Origin of the sequence: Vibrio sp. YT-17 (genome assembly GCF_033337375.1) — a bacterium.
In the GTDB taxonomy this organism is placed as follows: domain Bacteria; phylum Pseudomonadota; class Gammaproteobacteria; order Enterobacterales; family Vibrionaceae; genus Vibrio; species Vibrio alginolyticus.
The window spans coordinates 19,648-38,091 of the sequence record NZ_JAWOQP010000029.1 but is presented as its reverse complement, the minus strand read 5'-3'; the positions used below and the strand labels follow the sequence as shown (position 1 = coordinate 38,091).

General features: G+C 44.2%; 15 protein-coding genes and 1 tRNA gene. 8 read left to right on the top strand and 8 right to left on the bottom strand.

The window, feature by feature from the left end; translation table 11 throughout:
* Positions 1-6 precede the first annotated feature (6 nt).
* Positions 7-480, top strand: a complete 474-nt coding sequence (gene ybaK / locus R7F67_RS21130) for a Cys-tRNA(Pro) deacylase (protein WP_318057331.1) — start codon at positions 7-9, stop codon at positions 478-480.
* Between the two features lie 64 nt (positions 481-544).
* Here the strand turns inward: ybaK and rluF are convergent, their stop codons facing one another.
* The 3 genes from rluF to R7F67_RS21115 all read right to left on the bottom strand — a co-directional run bounded on the left by rluF (position 545) and on the right by R7F67_RS21115 (position 2,651).
* Complete coding sequence (rluF, locus tag R7F67_RS21125; RefSeq protein ID WP_054575474.1) at positions 545-1,702, bottom strand: 23S rRNA pseudouridine(2604) synthase RluF; 1,158 nt, start codon at positions 1,700-1,702, stop codon at positions 545-547.
* A gap of 94 nt (positions 1,703-1,796) precedes the next feature.
* A complete protein-coding gene (gene smrA, locus R7F67_RS21120; RefSeq protein ID WP_005382233.1) occupies positions 1,797-2,378 on the bottom strand; it encodes a DNA endonuclease SmrA in 582 nt (193 codons plus the stop codon).
* A 132-nt stretch (positions 2,379-2,510) separates the two neighbouring features.
* Positions 2,511-2,651: a DUF3149 domain-containing protein gene (locus R7F67_RS21115; protein WP_005382236.1), complete on the bottom strand. Its 141-nt coding sequence runs from the start codon at positions 2,649-2,651 to the stop codon at positions 2,511-2,513.
* Between the two features lie 259 nt (positions 2,652-2,910).
* Here R7F67_RS21115 and R7F67_RS21110 point away from each other — a divergent pair.
* A tRNA-Pro gene (locus tag R7F67_RS21110) sits at positions 2,911-2,987 on the top strand.
* A 185-nt stretch (positions 2,988-3,172) separates the two neighbouring features.
* Here the strand turns inward: R7F67_RS21110 and R7F67_RS21105 are convergent.
* Entirely contained in the window at positions 3,173-3,556 is a 384-nt protein-coding gene (locus R7F67_RS21105) for a hypothetical protein (protein WP_005384085.1), read from the bottom strand.
* Positions 3,557-3,705: 149 nt separating this feature from the next.
* Positions 3,706-4,578, bottom strand: coding sequence for a TraB/GumN family protein (locus tag R7F67_RS21100; protein WP_005382001.1), 873 nt, complete (start codon positions 4,576-4,578; stop codon positions 3,706-3,708).
* Positions 4,579-5,072: 494 nt separating this feature from the next.
* Between R7F67_RS21100 and R7F67_RS21095 the strand changes: the two genes are divergently transcribed.
* Positions 5,073-7,724: a beta-N-acetylhexosaminidase gene (locus R7F67_RS21095; RefSeq protein ID WP_318057330.1), complete on the top strand. Its 2,652-nt coding sequence runs from the start codon at positions 5,073-5,075 to the stop codon at positions 7,722-7,724.
* A gap of 439 nt (positions 7,725-8,163) precedes the next feature.
* Positions 8,164-8,856: an oligogalacturonate-specific porin KdgM family protein gene (locus tag R7F67_RS21090; RefSeq protein ID WP_005382004.1), complete on the top strand. Its 693-nt coding sequence runs from the start codon at positions 8,164-8,166 to the stop codon at positions 8,854-8,856.
* A 65-nt stretch (positions 8,857-8,921) separates the two neighbouring features.
* On the opposite strand, the gene R7F67_RS21085 is transcribed toward R7F67_RS21090, so the two are convergent.
* Together R7F67_RS21085 and R7F67_RS21080 are read right to left on the bottom strand one after the other, a co-directional pair.
* Positions 8,922-9,371, bottom strand: coding sequence for a DUF411 domain-containing protein (locus tag R7F67_RS21085; protein WP_005382005.1), 450 nt, complete (start codon positions 9,369-9,371; stop codon positions 8,922-8,924).
* 21 nt (positions 9,372-9,392) lie between these two features.
* On the bottom strand, positions 9,393-12,089 hold the full coding sequence (locus tag R7F67_RS21080) for a copper-translocating P-type ATPase (RefSeq protein WP_318057329.1): 2,697 nt from the start codon (positions 12,087-12,089) through the stop codon (positions 9,393-9,395).
* A gap of 478 nt (positions 12,090-12,567) precedes the next feature.
* On the opposite strand from R7F67_RS21080, the gene chiP reads away from it, so the two are divergent.
* The 4 genes from chiP (at position 12,568) to R7F67_RS21060 (ending at position 17,618) form a co-directional block, all read left to right on the top strand.
* A complete protein-coding gene (chiP, locus tag R7F67_RS21075) occupies positions 12,568-13,689 on the top strand; it encodes a chitoporin (RefSeq protein WP_005382007.1) in 1,122 nt (373 codons plus the stop codon).
* A gap of 123 nt (positions 13,690-13,812) precedes the next feature.
* Positions 13,813-14,409: a DUF2057 domain-containing protein gene (locus tag R7F67_RS21070; RefSeq protein ID WP_005382008.1), complete on the top strand. Its 597-nt coding sequence runs from the start codon at positions 13,813-13,815 to the stop codon at positions 14,407-14,409.
* 177 nt (positions 14,410-14,586) lie between these two features.
* A complete protein-coding gene (gene gltX, locus R7F67_RS21065; protein WP_005384075.1) occupies positions 14,587-16,014 on the top strand; it encodes a glutamate--tRNA ligase in 1,428 nt (475 codons plus the stop codon).
* Between the two features lie 641 nt (positions 16,015-16,655).
* Positions 16,656-17,618, top strand: a complete 963-nt coding sequence (locus tag R7F67_RS21060; RefSeq protein ID WP_005382010.1) for an OmpA family protein — start codon at positions 16,656-16,658, stop codon at positions 17,616-17,618.
* Positions 17,619-17,733: 115 nt separating this feature from the next.
* On the opposite strand, the gene R7F67_RS21055 is transcribed toward R7F67_RS21060, so the two are convergent.
* Positions 17,734-18,240, bottom strand: a complete 507-nt coding sequence (locus R7F67_RS21055) for a hypothetical protein (protein WP_005382011.1) — start codon at positions 18,238-18,240, stop codon at positions 17,734-17,736.
* Between the last annotated feature and the right edge of the window lie 204 nt (positions 18,241-18,444).

Genomic DNA, 18,444 nt, shown 5'->3' with positions numbered 1-18,444 from the left:
ATCTTGATGACTCCGGCCATTAGTCTTGCGAAAAAGAAAAAAATTCCACACACCATCCATCAATATGAGCACGATCCTAGAGCCGATAGTTATGGTTTAGAAGCTGCTGAAGTGCTAGGACAGGATCCGAAAACAGTATTTAAAACCTTGTTGTTCTGCTTGAACGGGGAGCCAAAGAACCTTGCGGTTGCGATTATCCCTGTTGATCAAAAGCTGAACCTAAAACTGGCAGCGAAAGCAGCGAAGGGCAAAAAGGCCGATATGGCTGATCCGGAAATCGCGCAAAAGACCACAGGTTATGTCGTTGGTGGAATTAGCCCACTAGGGCAGAAGAAAGCCTTACCTACTTTTTTGCACGAAAGCGCATTAGAGCAAGACACAATCTGTGTGAGTGCTGGTAAACGTGGTTTAGAAATTGAGTTAGCCCCGAGAGATTTGCTGAGCTTAACTCGCGGTCAGTTTGCACCTCTTTGTTTGTAAACTCATGACAAATAAAAAGGACGCTCATGAGCGTCCTTTTTTGATCTTGCCTGTCAGTGAAGCGTTACTTCTTCAGACTCAATGTACCACCAGTGCGTTTAGCTGGTTTACTTGGTTTCGCGGCATTTGGGTTCATGTAATGCTGCTTAGGCTTACTCGGTGATTGAGGCTTGTTTGCTGAATGCGTATTGCTCGATGCATCTGGTTTACGGTGCGATTTACCATGCTCGCCTTGCGGTCTGCTGCGTTCACCTTGTGATTTCGCTTTGTAATGTTCTTTAGCTGGACGTCCGCCTTCATCATCACGCTGACGACGCTTTTGTTGACCTTTTTTCGAGTTTGGTGCATGACGGAATTCATCAGCATTGTTACCGCGGAAAGTTCGTGTCTTCTGGTTACGACGAGCAGTAGAATCTTGGTTTTCTTCACGGCTATCAAACAGCTTCGCGTCGGTCGCTTTACGAATGTTGCGACCTCTAGAGTCTGTTTTTGATGCTTCTTCTGTACCTACCGAGCCTTCACACATTGCTAGGATCTCTGCCACTTCTTCGTCACTTAGATAACGCCATTTCCCATTGGGAATACCATCAAGAGAGATATTCATGATGCGTACGCGACGCAGCTTGAATACTTCATAGCCCAGCGCTTCACACATGCGACGGATCTGACGGTTAAGTCCTTGAGTGAGCACAATACGGAAAGAGAATTTAGTTTCTTTCGTTACCTTACAAGGTAGGGTGACTGTGTCGAGAATCTTAACGCCACTCGACATCTGTTTGAGAAACTCGCCTGTAATTGGCTTGTCCACGCGTACGACGTACTCTTTTTCGTGGCTGTTGCCTGCGCGAAGGATTTTGTTCACGATGTCGCCATCGTTGGTCAAAAAGATCAGACCATCAGAGGGTTTGTCTAAGCGGCCGATCGGAAAGATACGTTTTTGGTGGCCGATGAAATCAACGATGTTTCCAGGGACGTCTCTCTCAGTTGTACAGGTGATGCCTGTTGGTTTATTGAGAGCGATATAAATCGGCTTCTCTTTTGCTGCCACTGGCTTACCATCCACACAAACATCATCACCAGGTAGCACTTTTGTCCCCATTTCAGGTTTGTTGCCATTAATGGTGACACGGCCTTGCTCAATCAGTCTGTCTGCTTCACGGCGTGAGCAAAACCCCGTTTCACTGATGAATTTATTTAATCGTTTAGCGTTGTCTTGTGACATTTTTGTCTCCTAACGTTTCACAACGGCGAATGAAGCTCCCTTCCTTTAAGGGGAAGGAAGAATAAGGGCGGGCATTCTAGCATTAGGGTGAAATTTAGCCTAACCGTTTTTGGTGACGTTCGCGGGTTTCTAATTTCTTTTCCGCACTTTTTCTAAGTAGGACGTAAACGGCTCCAGTTCCACCGTGAAAGCGTTGCGCACTATGGACGCATTGGACTTCCTTTATTTGTCGTAGCCAACTGCTAACAAAGCTTTTCATCATTGCAGGTGGATTTGAGCGTTCTCCTCGACCATGGACGATAACGACCGTTCTAATGTCCATTGATAGGCATTGCTTTAAAAACGTCACGACTTCATCACGTGCTTCTTTCAATGTTTTACGGTGCAAATCCAAGCGAGCTTGGATTGGATACTTACCAAGGCGAAGTTTGCGGTAAACCCCGTCCTGTACACCATCACGTTTGAACTCAACAAAGTCCTCTGGCTTGAGCATTTCAGCGTGATCAAGTGATAGGTATTCTGGGTCATCTTCCGTTAACCAGATTGCTGCTTCGCGTTTTGCGAGCTGTGCTTCTGTTACTTGGTGTACTTTTTTGTGTTCGGTGGTGTCTTGAGTGATTGGCTTTACATCGCCCATCATCTGTTGAAATAGATCAAAATCGTCGTCGTGAGACATAGCAGTAATCTCATTAAGAACAGGGAAGAATAATAGGATTATATCAATGAGTGGTGCATTGAGATCAAATAAAAAACCGGAGTAGGCAAGTAACCGACTCCGGTGCAAAGCGTTTCTAGAGCTAAGCGAGATCTAGTGAGGAGATTTGTCGTTCATGATCTTGTATATGAAGAAACCGCCGTAAAATAACATCAGACCAATTGCCCCAAAAATTACTATCATTGACGATAGACCCACTGCATTACCAAATAGGAGATCAAGCCAAAAGTCCATACGTTTCCTCCAAGATGTTCCCGACAGGAATAAACTAAATGGCGGTGTCTTGTTGCACACTGATCTGGATCAATTATGTTGCTAAGGTTAATAAACTGTATTTTGTTGTGAGTTATCAGTCACATTTTACGTGCTAGTGTTCAGTTATTCATCAAACGAATTAAGACCTAAGGTTTTTTTGTAAAAAGCACTTGCGCCACAGTTCAGAATCCGTAATATACGCATTCGTTGACGGGGACAATTCCTCAGTTAAACATCTCGGTGAATAGCGCAGCTTGGTAGCGCATCTGGTTTGGGACCAGAGGGTCGGGGGTTCGAATCCCTCTTCACCGACCACTTTTAGAAAGCCTGCTCAATGAGCAGGCTTTCGTCGTTTTTAGTGCTAGTAATTTTAGACTTCAATAGTATCGAACCAAATGGGGTTCGCTTGAAGTTAGAACATGGCTCTTCACCGACACGTATTGAGAGGAAGGCTCTACAGAAATGTAGGGCCTTTTCATTTTTTAGAGCGAGTAAATTTATTACTTGATGTCACACGAGATAGTATTGATAGGAGTTTCAGAAGTAGTGAAACAGACATAAGCGGTCTTTGGGTGATTTGGCCCAATCTTGACGTAACCCGCTTTTAAATCGTCTTCATCAAACGTTACTGAGTGAGATTTGCTTGTATTTCCATCATAGTAAACCGCTTCAAAGCCTTGGTTCATCATATGTGCAACGCGATTTCGAGTGTGGGCTGTTGAAAACGTGATGTTCGCGCAACGCATCATTGGTTTTTCGGTAATAAGAAATTGACCACTCTCTTTATCTAAAACACCGCCTTTTACTTCCGGAGTTATATCAATAGCTTGAAAAGCTTCTACGTTGCATGGCGGTTTAGCATAAGACAGCGAAGAAGTGAGCATAATTCCAATCGTGTATAGGAAGACATATTTAAATTTCATATGAGTTGTTTTGTATCCACTTAGCTTAACGGCTTTATAAGAAAGTTTGAATGAATTTTAAATGGTTGTATTTAAATAATTGTATTTAAATGGCATTTTTCAAACAATCACTAGATATCACAATTTGCTTGGCGCGTCTTACCCAGTGGTTTGATGTTAAATCCCCGATTTTTAAGCAGTTCAATCAGGTTATCTTTACCTACTAAATGCAAGCCACCAACAACAACGGTGTAACGACCCGATTGCTGAGGTAGAACACTGCCAGTGTCGAGTTTTTTAGCCCAATCTCGATTACGCTCGTATAAAAAGGCTTGGTTAAACTCTTCTGTTGTATGATCGGTCAAAGAGGCTTCGACCAACATGCTACCATCACCACTCTTCCAACTCTCTATCAAGCATTGAACCAACTCTTCTCCGCCATCATATTCTTCAATTGATGAGAGAAGTATCTCTTTACCGCCTTCTGATTGACCTGCGATTAAATCGATTTGGAATTGCACGGACTCCAGTGGAATGACCGGGATTTGCTTTTTATCAGCGAGTCCTATTAAGTGCATGTCGACCCCTTTATCAGAGACATACCCCAGTTTGTTGACTAAAGCGAGTTGGATGGTGAATGCCGCCATCCAAGGTGGGGAATTTAGGAGTTGAGTTTCTGGCAAACCTAAATCTTGGGCAATTTCAATTAAGTGGCGACGTTGAGCTCTGTCTAAAACATCTTTAGAAAGAATGGTTGTTTGTGGGTAAACCAAGCCTTCAGAATTCCTGACGTCTGCTTCAATAATCAACCCTGCGCTTTGGCTTAAATGCTGGATGACCGTTCTAGGGAGTGGGTACATCGTTTTATCCCCCACATGTACCGAGCCAATAATCATAAGTTCGGTTTCCCCTTTTTTCGCTAACCAATGCTGTGGCTCTGCATAAGAGGAAAAAGGAGTCAAAGTAACAAGTAGAGATGATATGAGCGTCAAGAGACGAAACATAGAATGGTCCTCAGATAAGATACCTTTAAACTTTATACGCAAAATAGCGTGAGGTTAAGTGCAATTTCTCCAGTGGGGTATTCGACAAAATCGTCATTTCTAAAAATATTGACGAGTTTTGACGACGAATAAATGAGAGTCACTTCACGAAAGGTAAATAGGTAATTCGCTTACTAATGGTTCACAAAATAATTAGGCGTGATCCAAATCTTACAAAATCAGTCGTAACTCATGAATATAAGTGACCTAGATCGCAGCAAACTCGTCAAAACAAGTTGTTCGATTTTGACGTGTATTGTAACTCCATGAAAATTAGATTTTTATTGTTTTTGCTGAGTGTCATTTTTTGAGCTGGATCACTTCCTATTTCTATTTATTTTACGCTTAGAAATAACAGGTTGTATGTTGAATGTAACGGTTAGGTACCTCGCATTTGAGGGGCCGAGATTTTTATCATTGTCGTTTTGAACCACTGACTTTTTTGGGGAAGTAAGATGTTTAAACCTAGTCTGATTGCTGTTTCTGTTATCACTACATTAGCAGGTTGCTCTGCGCTGCAAAGCTCTGAACAACAAGTTGTAAATTCGTTGGCTAATAATCTTGATATTCAATACCAAGTGTTGACTAACCACGGTGCAAACGAAGGTCTTGCTTGTCAGGACTTAGGGGCTGAGTGGGCGTCTTGTAACAAGGTAAACATGACGCTGGTTAACCAAGGTGAAGCGGTTGACTCAAAAGATTGGGCTATTTACTTCCATAGCATTCGTCTGATTCTGGATGTTGAAAACGAACAGTTTAAAATCTCTCGCGTAACGGGTGATCTATACAAACTAGAACCAACAGATAAGTTTGATGGTTTTGCTGCGGGTGAAGAGGTTGTGCTTCCTCTTGTTGCTGAATACTGGCAGCTATTTGAAACTGACTTCATGCCAGGCGCTTTCGTTGCTGCACCAAATGCAGAGCCTAAGATGATCGCTTCTCTTAACACAGAAGACATTGCATCTTTCGTGACTGGCTTTGAGGGTAACAACCTAAAACGTACGCCAGATGACAACAACGTATTTGCGAGCGCTGTGTCTCGTTTCGAGAAGAACGAAGATCTAGCAAAACAAGACGTATCAATCACGTTACTACCAACGCCAATGTCTGTTGAAGCAGGTAAAGGTACGGTAGATATCGCGGCGGGTATTGCGCTGCCTAAAGACGCATTCGATGCGGCTCAATACGCAGCAATTCAAGGTCGTGCAGAAGTGGTAGGTGTGGATGTTCGTGGTGCTCTTCCTGTAAGCATCACTGTTGTTCCTGCAGACTTCACCGGTGAATTGGCAAAATCTGGTGCTTACGAAATGAGCATCAAAGGCGACGGTATTGCGATTAAAGCGTTTGACCAAGCAGGTGCTTTCTACGCAGTACAATCTATCTTTGGCCTGGTAGATAGCCAAAATGCTGATTCTCTACCACAACTGTCTATTAAAGATGCGCCGCGTTTTGATTACCGTGGTGTGATGGTGGACGTGGCTCGTAACTTCCACTCTAAAGACGCGATTCTTGCAACGCTTGACCAAATGGCCGCGTACAAGATGAACAAACTACACCTTCACCTAACGGATGATGAAGGCTGGCGTTTAGAAATCCCGGGTCTGCCTGAGCTGACTGAAGTGGGTGCTAACCGTTGTTTCGATTTGGAAGAGAAAAGCTGTTTACTGCCTCAGCTTGGCTCAGGCGCAACGACAGACAACTTTGGCTCTGGCTTCTTCAGCAAAGCAGACTACGTGGACATCTTGAAGTACGCGAAAGCGCGTAACATCGAAGTGATTCCTGAAATCGATATGCCAGCGCACGCACGTGCCGCAGTGATATCAATGGAAGCACGTTACGACCGTCTAATGGAAGAAGGCAAAGAAGCCGAAGCGAACGAGTACCGCCTGATGGACCCTCAAGATACATCGAACGTAACGACGGTTCAGTTCTACAACAAGCAAAGCTTCATCAACCCATGTATGGAATCTTCCACTCGTTTTGTTGATAAAGTGATTTCAGAAGTAGCAGCAATGCACCAAGAAGCGGGTACGCCGCTAACAACATGGCACTTCGGTGGTGATGAAGCGAAGAACATCAAGTTAGGCGCTGGTCTGCAAGACATCAACGCAGAAGACAAAGTAAGCTGGAAGGGTAACATTGATTTGTCTAAGCAAGACAAGCCATTCGCACAGTCACCACAATGTCAGACGCTAATTGCAGACGGTACGGTAAGCGATTTTGCTCATCTACCAAGCCACTTTGCAGAAGAAGTGTCGAAGATGGTGGCAGAGAAAGGCATTCCAAACTTCCAAGCTTGGCAAGATGGCCTTAAGTACAGTCAAGGTGAGAAAGCGTTCGCAACAGAAAACACGCGTGTTAACTTCTGGGACGTTCTTTACTGGGGTGGCACATCATCAGTGTACGAATGGTCTAAGAAAGGTTACGACGTTATCGTTTCTAACCCAGACTACGTATACATGGACATGCCGTACGAAGTGGACCCGAAAGAGCGTGGTTACTACTGGGCGACGCGTGCAACAGATACTCGTAAGATGTTTGGTTTTGCACCAGAGAACATGCCTCAGAACGCAGAAACCTCTGTAGACCGCGATGGTAACGGCTTCACTGGTAAAGGTGCAATCGAAGCGAAACCTTTCTATGGTCTATCAGCACAGCTGTGGTCTGAGACAGTACGTAACGACGAGCAATACGAGTACATGGTATTCCCTCGCGTACTAGCAGCCGCTGAGCGTGCATGGCACCGTGCTGATTGGGAAAACGACTACAAAGTGGGTGTTGAATACTCGCAAAACTCTAACCTAGTAGACAAAGTCGCGCTAAACCAAGACTACAACCGCTTTGCGAACGTACTTGGCCAACGTGAACTGGCTAAGCTAGAAAAATCAGGTATCGACTACCGCCTGCCTGTACCAGGTGCGAAAGTAGAAGATGGCAAGCTAGCAATGAACGTTCAGTTCCCAGGGGTGACGCTTCAATACTCTCTAGACGGCAAGAACTGGCTAACTTACGCAGATAATGCTCGTCCAAATGTGAAAGGTGAAGTGTTTATCCGTTCCGTGTCAGCAACCGGTGAGAAAGCAAGTCGAGTGACCAGCGTGAAATAACTCAATTCTTGTAAGTTAATTTTTTGGCAAAGCCTCAACATCATGTTGGGGCTTTCTTTATTTTTTGAGGAAATTAAGCGTGATCGATGTCTGATTATTTTTCATTGATAAATAAGTTTTGGGTTGTAATGGTCAAGGTTATTGTGAACTGGATCGACTTAATCTGCTAAATATCAATAAATTATCTGTTTACGATCACACTTCTATTTTTTGAATAATTTTATAAAAATACGATAAGTGACTGTATTTTCCATGTTTTTATCAGGGTTGTTGAGCGTCGGTTTGAACAAGATCACTTTTTAAAATGTTTTATTTTCCATCGCGAATTAATTGAAACAATATTGCGAACGCCAAGGAGGCACATTCCAAAGTTTGCGATAAAAGGGAAGAGATGCCCTCTAAAACTATCGCATAACGTGAATAAATAAAGGCAGTAATTATGAAAAACATTTTTGCACTGAGTGCTCTTTCTCTCGCTTTCGCTTCTAGCGCTTTTGCTGGTTCTTCTTACGTAACAGGTAATGTTCAATTCCACGATGATGGTCGAATTCATGGTTCGGACGTTACGTCTACACTGGAAGCTGGTCATACTTTTGATAACCAATTCGGCGGCTTTACGGTTTACACCGAATTTGATGGTATTCAGTTGGGTAAACTGGAAACAGAAAACGGTGGCGCAGGTAACACAACACCAGCAATCACTGTGGGTGGTGAGCAGTCATTTAATATTACCGATCATTTATGGGTTGCCGCTGGTTACCAACACCTGTTCTCTGCTGGCGAGAATGTACAGTACCGTCCATTGGTTAAGATCGGTTACAACTTCGATAACGGCATCTCCTTAAGTAACCGTACTCGTGCGCACATTGATGCGACAGACGCAGATGCGGATACAGATTACCGCATGGACAACCGCATCGGTTACGTGATGAATGAGGATGTGACGCTAAGCTACAACAACGTCTACATGATTGAAGCGGAAACCATGGACCACGAGCTTCGTGCAACGTGGACTCGTAAAGGTGTTCAACCTTACTTTGAGTTCCGTAGTCAAGCACACGGTGCAGAAAACGCGAGTGGTGACAGCCTAGTGAATAACGCTTTTGTATTTGGTGCCTCTTACGGCTTCTAATTTTATATTTGTCTTAACTGTCCATTAAGAAAAAGCCCAGCGGTTTATCTCGCTGGGCTTTGTTTTTATTGGTCGTTGCCTTCGTGGTGGCTATATTCGAACACTTGGCCTTTTTCGTTAAAGGCGTAAACGGTGTAGCTGTCTTTTTTGTCGCCATATTCCATACCAGGGGAGCCCATTGGCATGCCCGGTACTGATAGGCCTTTTGCGTTACGTGGTGGATTTTTCAAAAACGCTTTAATGTCTTCGGCTGGAATGTGACCTTCGAACAGATAGCCGTTGATCTCTGCCGTGTGGCAAGAGTAAAGCTGTTCATTCTTGATGCCTAGATCGCGTTTGATGGCGTTCATGTCATCGTGCAATTTTTCTTCGACCGTAAAGCCGTTCTCTTCCATGTGTTTTGTCCATTCTCCACAACAGCCACAGTATGGTGATTTATGGTTAATGACATCGGCTGCCAATACGTTGGCGGACACGGTCGCAAGCATTGCAAAGGTCAATAGTTTCAACTTCATAATACCCTCAAAAAGAAGTGGTTATTTTACTGAAAACAGTCGTAGTCGATTTGCATTACTAACGACAGTAATTGAAGACAGTGCCATTGCCGCTCCTGCGACAACAGGACTGAGCAAAAATCCAAACGCTGGATAAAGCACACCAGCGGCAACTGGAATACCCAACGAGTTGTAAACAAAGGCTCCAAATAGGTTTTGCTTCATGTTCTTAAGTGTAGCGCGAGAGAGTTCAATCGCATGTACTACCGCCATTGGTGACGTGTTCAGGATGGTCATTTGCGAACTTTCAATGGCGACATCACTGCCGCTACCCATGGCAATACCAAGGTTGGCTAAGGCAAGAGCAGGGGCGTCGTTAATGCCATCCCCCACCATTGCCACGACATGTCCTTGAGATTGAAGTTGCTCAATGTGCTGAGCTTTCTCATCTGGCATTACTTGGGCAATCACTTCATCAATACCAAGTTCTTGGCCGATAGCATTGGCAACGTGTTGGTTATCGCCCGTCAGCATTACCGTTTTGATGCCTTGCGATTTTAATGCAGAGAGCGCTTGTTTCGCATCTGATTTGATCGGGTCGGCAATGGCGATCAGACCGATCAGTTCGCCGTTCAATGCCACAGCTACCGGAGTCCACGCATTTTTTGCGCATTCATCGATGGCAGGTTTTAGTGCGCTAGTCTCGACGTTCTCTGCTTGCATAAATTGAAGCGAACCAATGAGCAGCGGTTTATCTTGATACGTCGCCAAAATGCCGCGCCCGCGAACGTTCTCAAACTTGTCTAATGAGACGTCTTTTGCGTCGTGTCGTTTGGCGTAATCACATACCGCTTTTGCCAGTGGGTGCTCAGACTGACGCTCTGCCGCATACGCTAAAGCCAATAGATCTTCTTGGCTGGTGGCGTGAGTAAACACTTGCTGAACGCTAGGTTTACCTTGGGTAAGCGTGCCAGTTTTGTCGAACACAACCGTGTCGACTTTGCTTGCCAATTGCAGGGCGTCGGCGTCTTTGATCAGAATGCCGAGCTCTGCGGCTTTACCCACTCCCACCGTGACAGAAAGTGGGGTTGCTAAGCCTAGAGCGCAAGGGCATGCGATGATCAGGACGGTTGTGGTGACCACCAGCATATAACTCGCTTTTGGCTCTGGGCCAACGGCAAACCAAACGAGCGCGGCCAGTATTGCTATGCCAACAACGACAGGGACAAACACCGATGAAATCTGGTCTGCCAGTTTCGCGATGGCTGGCTTACTGCTTTGCGCTGTGCGCACCATGCGGATGATACGAGCCAGCATGGTATTTGCGCCAATGCCCGTTGCCTCAATGACTAATCCACCATCGGTATTTAATGTCCCAGCAGACACTTGAGCCTCTTGCGCTTTTAACACTGGTACTGGTTCACCAGTGAGCATCGACTCATCAATGTATGATTCACCTTGAATCACAACACCATCAACAGGCACTTTCTCGCCTGGTTTGATACGCAGTTTCATGCCTAGCGTGATTTGCTCAACCGCGATTTGTTGATCGCCTTGTTCCGTAATTACCGTAGCTTGCTGAGGTTGCAAGTTAATCAGAGCTTGCAATGAGCGTGTTGTGTTTGCTTTGGCTTTTGCTTCTATATAGTGCCCAAGAGAAATTAAGCCGATGATCATTGCACTCGCTTCAAAGTACACGTGGCGTGAAGCAAGAGGGAACCAGTCTGGGAAAATCACCACAAGCATCGAATAGAACCACGCTGCGCCAGTACCGAGCGCGACTAACGTGTCCATGGTGGCGCGCTTGTGAGTAGCTGCTAACCAAGCGTTACTGAAGAAGTGTTTCCCTGCTGTGGCAAGAAGGAGTAAACATACGATACCGATCGCGCCCCAAGCTAATTGGTCGTTGGTGTTGCGAATCATCATATTGCCGCCAGCAACGCCCCAAATCATTAAAGGGGCACCGACGACAAGGCCAGCAATAGCATCCAGTTTAAAGCGTTTTTGTTGCTGACGTTGTTGCTGTGCTTGCTTTTCTTGCTGGGTTGCGGCGTCTTGTAGGATCTCTGCTTGGTAACCGGCGTGTTTTACCGATTCAACAATTGCGTTAAGGAGGTCATCAGAGTCTTGGCTTGCGAATACTAGTGCGCTTTGTTCTGCAAGGTTGACCTGTGCCTTCTCAACGCCTTCTACGTTAGTAAGTGCTTTCTCTACTGAAGAGACGCAACTCGCACACGTCATGCCTTGAATCAGCATTTGCAATTGAATACTCGCTGGTGGCACCTGCGTATCTTTAATATTGCTTTGCTTTTCTACCTGTTCGGTCTCTGGTGAGCTTTCGTTCTCTACTTCAACAGAATCAAGGTTGGCGGTATAGCCGAGTGTTGCTATTAAGTCGATCACTTGTTGCTCGGAGAGGAGGGTACGAATCTCTAAGTGCGTTGTTGAAGCCTCAAAAGAAATAACGTCTTGATTAGATTCTAATAAAGATGAAAGTTTTTTGACGCAACCGCCACAGCTTAAGCCTGAAAGGTTTAGCTCGTAGTGATTTCCTGCTTGGTAACCAAGAGATTCAATCGACGAGACGAGCTCTTTAAGAGAAGACTCGGTTTTGACCTCTACTTGCGTCGGGGACAAATTGAGGATCTCCACATCGTGATTCGCATGTAAAGCATTCTCAACTTTTCTCGCACAGCCCATGCAGTTGAGCCCTGATAAAGGTATAACTAACTGATACATAATCTGCACCTCAATAGTAGTGATGCTATGAGCTTAAACCTTCCTGCAAGGGTAAGGTCAATACCCATTTGCTACTCACAACAATTTCGTCAAAATCTCTCGAATCCCACAAGTGCACGGTCATTTTACTTGCGAGTGATCTCAAGGTTTTTTCTCTTTGAATATAAAGTTCCGTTAAAACACCTAAAAGATGAATGAAGTCGCTCACGTTTTTTAGATGCTCTCAATGTCAGTTCAGTGTCAAAACGTACTTTTAACGTTTTTTATTTTTTATATTTGATGTTAACTAATTGTTTTTTATTGATTTATTTTATTTTTGATCTTCTCATTTTGAAGTCGCTCAGATTGCTGTAGGGAAAGTTTTTTAGTGCGAAAAAAGTTTGTCATATTTGCCCCGTCCAAACACTGTTTCAAGTTCCTGCCATGTCCTAGTTAGTGAATTTGAAAATGGAAAAAACTAAAAATATAGGGGTTTATAATGTCTTACCTAAAGAAAAGCCTACTTGCCACGGCAATTACCGGCATGATGTTCAGTGGTGCTGCATTTGCTGATGGTGCAAACAGTGACGCAGCAAAAGAGTTTCTAACCAAAGATTCATTTTCTTATGAAGTTTACGGGATCATCGCGATGCAGGCCGCGTACCGCGATTACGATTCTGGCAGCAAAGCAACGGACGATGATTTGGGTGGCATGCAGCTAAACAACGAATCTCGTATCGGTTTCCGTGGTAAAAAACAATTTGCTAACTTCGACCCTACTTTTATTTGGCAAATCGAAGGCGGTTATGTAGACCCTAGCTTTGGTGGCGAGGGCGCAGGTCTTGGTGAACGTGACACATTCGTCGGTTTTGAAAGTGCATCTTGGGGTCAAATTCGTCTGGGTCGCGTTTTGACACCTATGTACGAATTGGTTGACTGGCCAGCATCTAACCCTGGTCTCGGCGATGTATACGACTGGGGTGGTGCTATTGGTGGTGCCAAGTACCAAGACCGTCAATCAAACACTATCCGCTGGGACTCTCCAATGTTTGCTGACAAATTCTCCCTAGATATCGCAGCTGGTGCAGGTGATAAAGCTGGTCTAGGTGAAGGGGATGACTACTGGGGTGGTATCGCAGCACACTACAAAATTGGTCCTATCCAGTTAGATGCGGCATATGAAGGTAACCGTAATATCAAGATGGAAAGCCAAACGTGGGAAAACAACACGTACTTGGTAGGGGCACAAGGCTGGTTTGATAACGGGATCTCTTTCTTTGCGCAATACAAATACATGGAAGCGGACGCAAGCAATGGTGTGAGTGAAAAGCAAGATGCAATGTCTGCCGCTATCATGTACACCACGGGTGATTGGCAATACAAACTGGCTTACGCCGCTAACTTTGATCTAGAGCGTGATGGTAAGAAAATTAACGATACAGCGGACGATGTGTTATCAGCACAAGTTATGTATTTCGTAGACCCATCGGCAGTGCTGTACGTACGTGCTCGTACTCTAGACTTTGGCGACGGTGCGTCTCAATTAGATAAACCAACAGAAGCACGTTGGAAGTCTGCTGACTACGACGAGTTCTCTGTAGGTGTTGAATACTACTTCTAATTAAAGAAGCAGCTAAAAGGGCGGAAACGCCCTTTTTATCTTGATACTTATTCAAATAAGCCTTTGAAATGACTGGCCTGTAAATTTTAGAGGCTTATCTAAATTGGTATAAAGTGAGAAACCATGATGAAAAAAACAACGACACTTCTCGGACTTTGCGCAATGCTTTCGGCGCCAGCTTTTGCTGCTCAACTCACTCTGCAATCTGAATTAGTTCCTCGCGTTCTCAACGGCGAGTTCGTCTACCCTGAGTGGATATCCAAGAACAACAGCATCGAGTTAAAAGATGGGGAAAACCAATTAGCGGTAACGGTTGGACAAATCGTATTTGAAGATGGAAAGCGCCGTAAATTCGATTCGCAGCCGCTGGTATTAGAGTTTGATGCAGAAAAAGACACCGAGCTTTCTCTGACTTATCAAACATTCCGTACTATTGAAGAGGCGAGAGCCTTCGAACTCGATCCTAAAGTGGTATTGAAAGACAAAAACGGAAAAGAAGTGGCATTCTCTATGGTTCAACTTCGTAAAGGTGGTTTGCAAGGTTTTCGTGATTATGAACGAGAAGTTGCCGACTATAATAACGCAATGAATAAAGAATCGACTAAGGCAAGCATTGCGTCTTCTCCAGCGGAAACCAAAACAATCAAAGCATCGTTTAATGAATTGAGCCGTGAAGAGCAGCAAGAATTTATGCAATGGGCAATGCGTAACCTGAAGTAATTTCGTCTCGTGCTTTAACAGTAAATAGCAGGGCTGTGCCTTTTTGGTTCTGCCCCGTTTTTATTTCTGTTGTCAAACCGATTGTAGAATTGACTTACGGTGGTAAAATGTCGCCACTTTTATCCTTGACATTACAACGAGAGATCTCTCGTTGCTCATTACCCCTAAGGAACTCAAATGACGGTTAAAACTCGTTTTGCTCCTAGCCCAACTGGCTATCTACACGTTGGTGGTGCGCGTACTGCACTTTACTCTTGGCTATACGCTAAAAACCAAGGTGGTGAATTCGTTCTACGTATCGAAGATACAGACCTTGAGCGTAACTCTCAGGAAGCGGTTGATGCAATTCTTGAAGGCATGGAATGGCTAGGCTTGGAGTGGGATGAAGGTCCTTACTACCAAACTCAACGTTTTGACCGTTACAACGAAATGGTTGATAAGCTTCTTGCTGAAGACAAAGCTTACAAATGTTACGCGTCTAAAGAGCTGCTAGATGAAATCCGTGCAGAGCAAGAAGCAAATAAAGAAATGCCTCGCTACGATGCTAACCATCCAAAAATCAAAGCAGCAAACGAAGCGGCAAAAGATGGCGATCCATGTGTTATCCGTTTCCGTAACCCGAAAGAAGGCAGCGTAGTATTTGATGATCAAATCCGTGGTCGCATTGAAATCCGCAACGATCAAATGGATGACCTAATCATTCGTCGTACTGACGGTTCACCTACTTACAACTTCTGTGTAGTAGTGGATGACTGGGACATGGGTATCACTCACGTTGTTCGTGGCGAAGACCACATCAACAACACCCCTCGTCAAATCAACATCTACGAAGCACTAGGTGCGCCAGTACCTACATTTGCACACTGTGCAATGATCCTGGGTGATGACGGCGCGAAACTGTCTAAACGTCACGGCGCTGTATCAGTCATGCAATACCGCGATATGGGTTACCTGCCTGCGGCACTAAACAACTACCTAGTGCGCCTTGGTTGGTCTCATGGTGACCAAGAAATCTTCTCTCAAGAAGAGATGATCAATCTATTTAGCCTAAACGCAGTATCTAAGTCAGCGTCTGCTTTTAACACTGATAAACTGCAATGGTTGAACAACCACTACATCAAGAACTCAGACCCTGCGTACGTTGCTGAGCATCTACAATGGCATCTAGATCAACAAAAACTAGACGTAACGAATGGTCCTGCTATCACTGACGTGATCAAGCTAGTGGGTGAGCGTTGCAACACGCTAGTTGAGCTAGCTGAGCAAATCCGTTACTTCTATGAAGATTTCTCTGAGTTTGAAGCGGGCGCAGCGAAGAAACATCTACGTGGCGTGGCTAAAGAGCCTCTAGAACTTGCATTAGCGAAAGTGGAAGCACTAACTGAGTGGACGACAGCTAACATCAAAGATGGCGTTATCGCAGCAGTATGTGAAGAGTTGGAAATCGGCATGGGCAAAATCGGTATGCCATTACGTGTTGCTGTAACAGGAGGCGGTCAGTCTCCTTCTGTCGATGCAGTCATGGAGCTGGTTGGAAAAGAGCGTTGTATTGCTCGCATTAAGATGGCGCTTGAGTTCATTGCTGAGCGTGAAGCAAACGCATAATTGCTTTGAACTGAACGTTCTTTTGAATAAATAGTCACAAAGCCGCGGTGAGCAACCGCGGCTTTTTTGTATCTTCAATTTAGATAACGAGAAACTTTCTCTCATATTGGTGAATGAAGAGATGGTTTCACCTGTAATTTACCTCAATATGGATAAGATTTTTTAATCCAAATATCGTTGGCATGAATAAAAAACGAGCGATTATATATCAAATATCTGATTGATTTTTATCCATGTTCCTTAAAGTTCCATTTTGTTTGTCTCATTTTTAAGAAAAAACCTTTGCTTTAGCTATGTTGTTTCAAAAAATAAAGCAAACGTTTGCGTCGTGATTGCGTGGGGATTTTTTTGCTTAAGATCACATGTTGTCGAGATTTTTGATGACAATAAATTGACAGAATTGGGATTTTTCTCGCGATTTCTTAGCGTTATAGTTCATCCCGTCAGCGATACCGAGATGGCGATATGTATCACTGAACAGGAAATGTACGTAAGTTGCTTCCATAAAAAAAATGCATGTGCATAAAAAGAAGCTGACTAAGTATCTCACTCAAGGAATGAATAAAAAGAATTGAAATACAACGTCAGTCAGACGGCGCATTTCGGCATCTAACAAAAGAACTTCTTTAGAGGAATCAATAATGAAAAAATTAGCAGCGGTAATTTCAGCGTCTCTACTTATGGCTTCAGCAGCACAAGCAGAAGTATACGTTGGTGGTAAGATGGGTAAGTCATGGATGGAAGACGCGTGTGTAGCGGGCCAGGCTTGTGACAAAGACGATTCTACTCTTGGCGCTTTTGTTGGTTACGAAATGAATAAATACTTCGCAGTAGAAGCGGGTTTCGACAACATCGGTGATTTTAACCAAACTTCTTTCGGTGGCCACGTAGAAGCAATCACTCTTGCTCCTAAATTTAGCCTACCAATCACTGAAGACATCGCACTTTACGGTAAAGTGGGTGGCGCTTACGTAATGTTTGATGGCAAAGATGATTACTCTTACCTAGGCGCAGCTGGTCTTGAATTCAACCTAAGCCAAAACGTAACAGCTCGTGCGGAATACCAAACACTGACTGACATCAGCAACGATGTAACTCGTGCGACAGGTAACACTGCAACACTAGGTGTTTCTTTCAAATTCGGCGGCAACGATGAGCCAGTAATCGTAGAAGAGCCAGTTGTTGTTGAAGAAGTGGTTGTAGAAGAAGTGGTAGAAGAGCCTGTTGTAGTTACGAAAACATTCGAAACTCAAACAATTGGCACAGGTAGCTTCGATCTAAACAGCACAACTCTAAAACCAGAGAGCGCTGCAAAACTTGATAACCTAGTTGCTTTCCTAAACGAGCACCCACAAGCGAACGTTGAAGTTGTAGGTTACACAGATACGTCTGGTCCAGCAGCTTACAACCTAAAAGTTTCTGAAAAACGTGCTGAGTCTGTTGCTAACGCACTCGTTGAAAAAGGTATTGATTCATCACGTATCCAAGCTCGTGGCGAAGGTGAAAACAACCCAATCGCTTCAAACGACACTCGTGAAGGTCGTCAACAAAACCGTCGCGTAGAAGTCGTTGTTCCAGAATTTGAATACCAAGTTCAGCAATAAGCTCCTATTCGACCGTAGTATAGAAGACTGAAGCTGAAAGCCCCAAAGAGTTCGCTCTTTGGGGCTTTTTATTTCTCTTCAAAAAACTGACTGAAATGTTCAAAGTGGCCAGGTATTACTTAAGATCAATGCTGTTTAAACGCCCCATAAATGTCAGGATCTCCAAGTTATCTTTATGTGCTTCTAACAACGCTTTTTTGGTTTGCATGTAGGCGGCAAGTTTGCCGTACTTACTAATAGAGCGAACCACCGTTTTATATTTATACTCACCGTCATCATTGAACTCTCGCCACTTGGCGATGTAACACGTATCTCGGTTGTCAGGGTTTTCAAGAGTAGGGTTAGGCTTGTGAACGATTTTAGGCTCAACGCTATGTGGAAGCCTAGTCATTAGGTAAGGGTCTTTCAAAAGACGTCGCCAGAATTTGCCCCACATTTGCCGGCCTAACTCGTTTCTCAGCTTAATGGCTTTTTGTAAGCCTTTCTTTTCTCCAATACGAACAAATCCTACCGAGCGGTGTAGTACCGTATCCTCGGGGGTATGGATATGTATCTTAAAGGCTGTCTTGCCTTTAGAAATAAAGCGGTGTCCAGTGTTAGTTATTAAATTGCTCTTAGACATAGTGCTAACTAATAATTTTATTAATAGCTAAAAGGGTAAGCAAAACTCATAGATAATTAAAGTAATAAAATACAAAACTGTAAATAGGGCTTGTTGAAATGATTTCAAGGGGAAGAAGTCAGATCAGTAGAAGGGTTTATCCCGTAACCGAAACACCCGATCCGATCATATTGATTACTGGGAAGATTATCTAACACGGTGTAC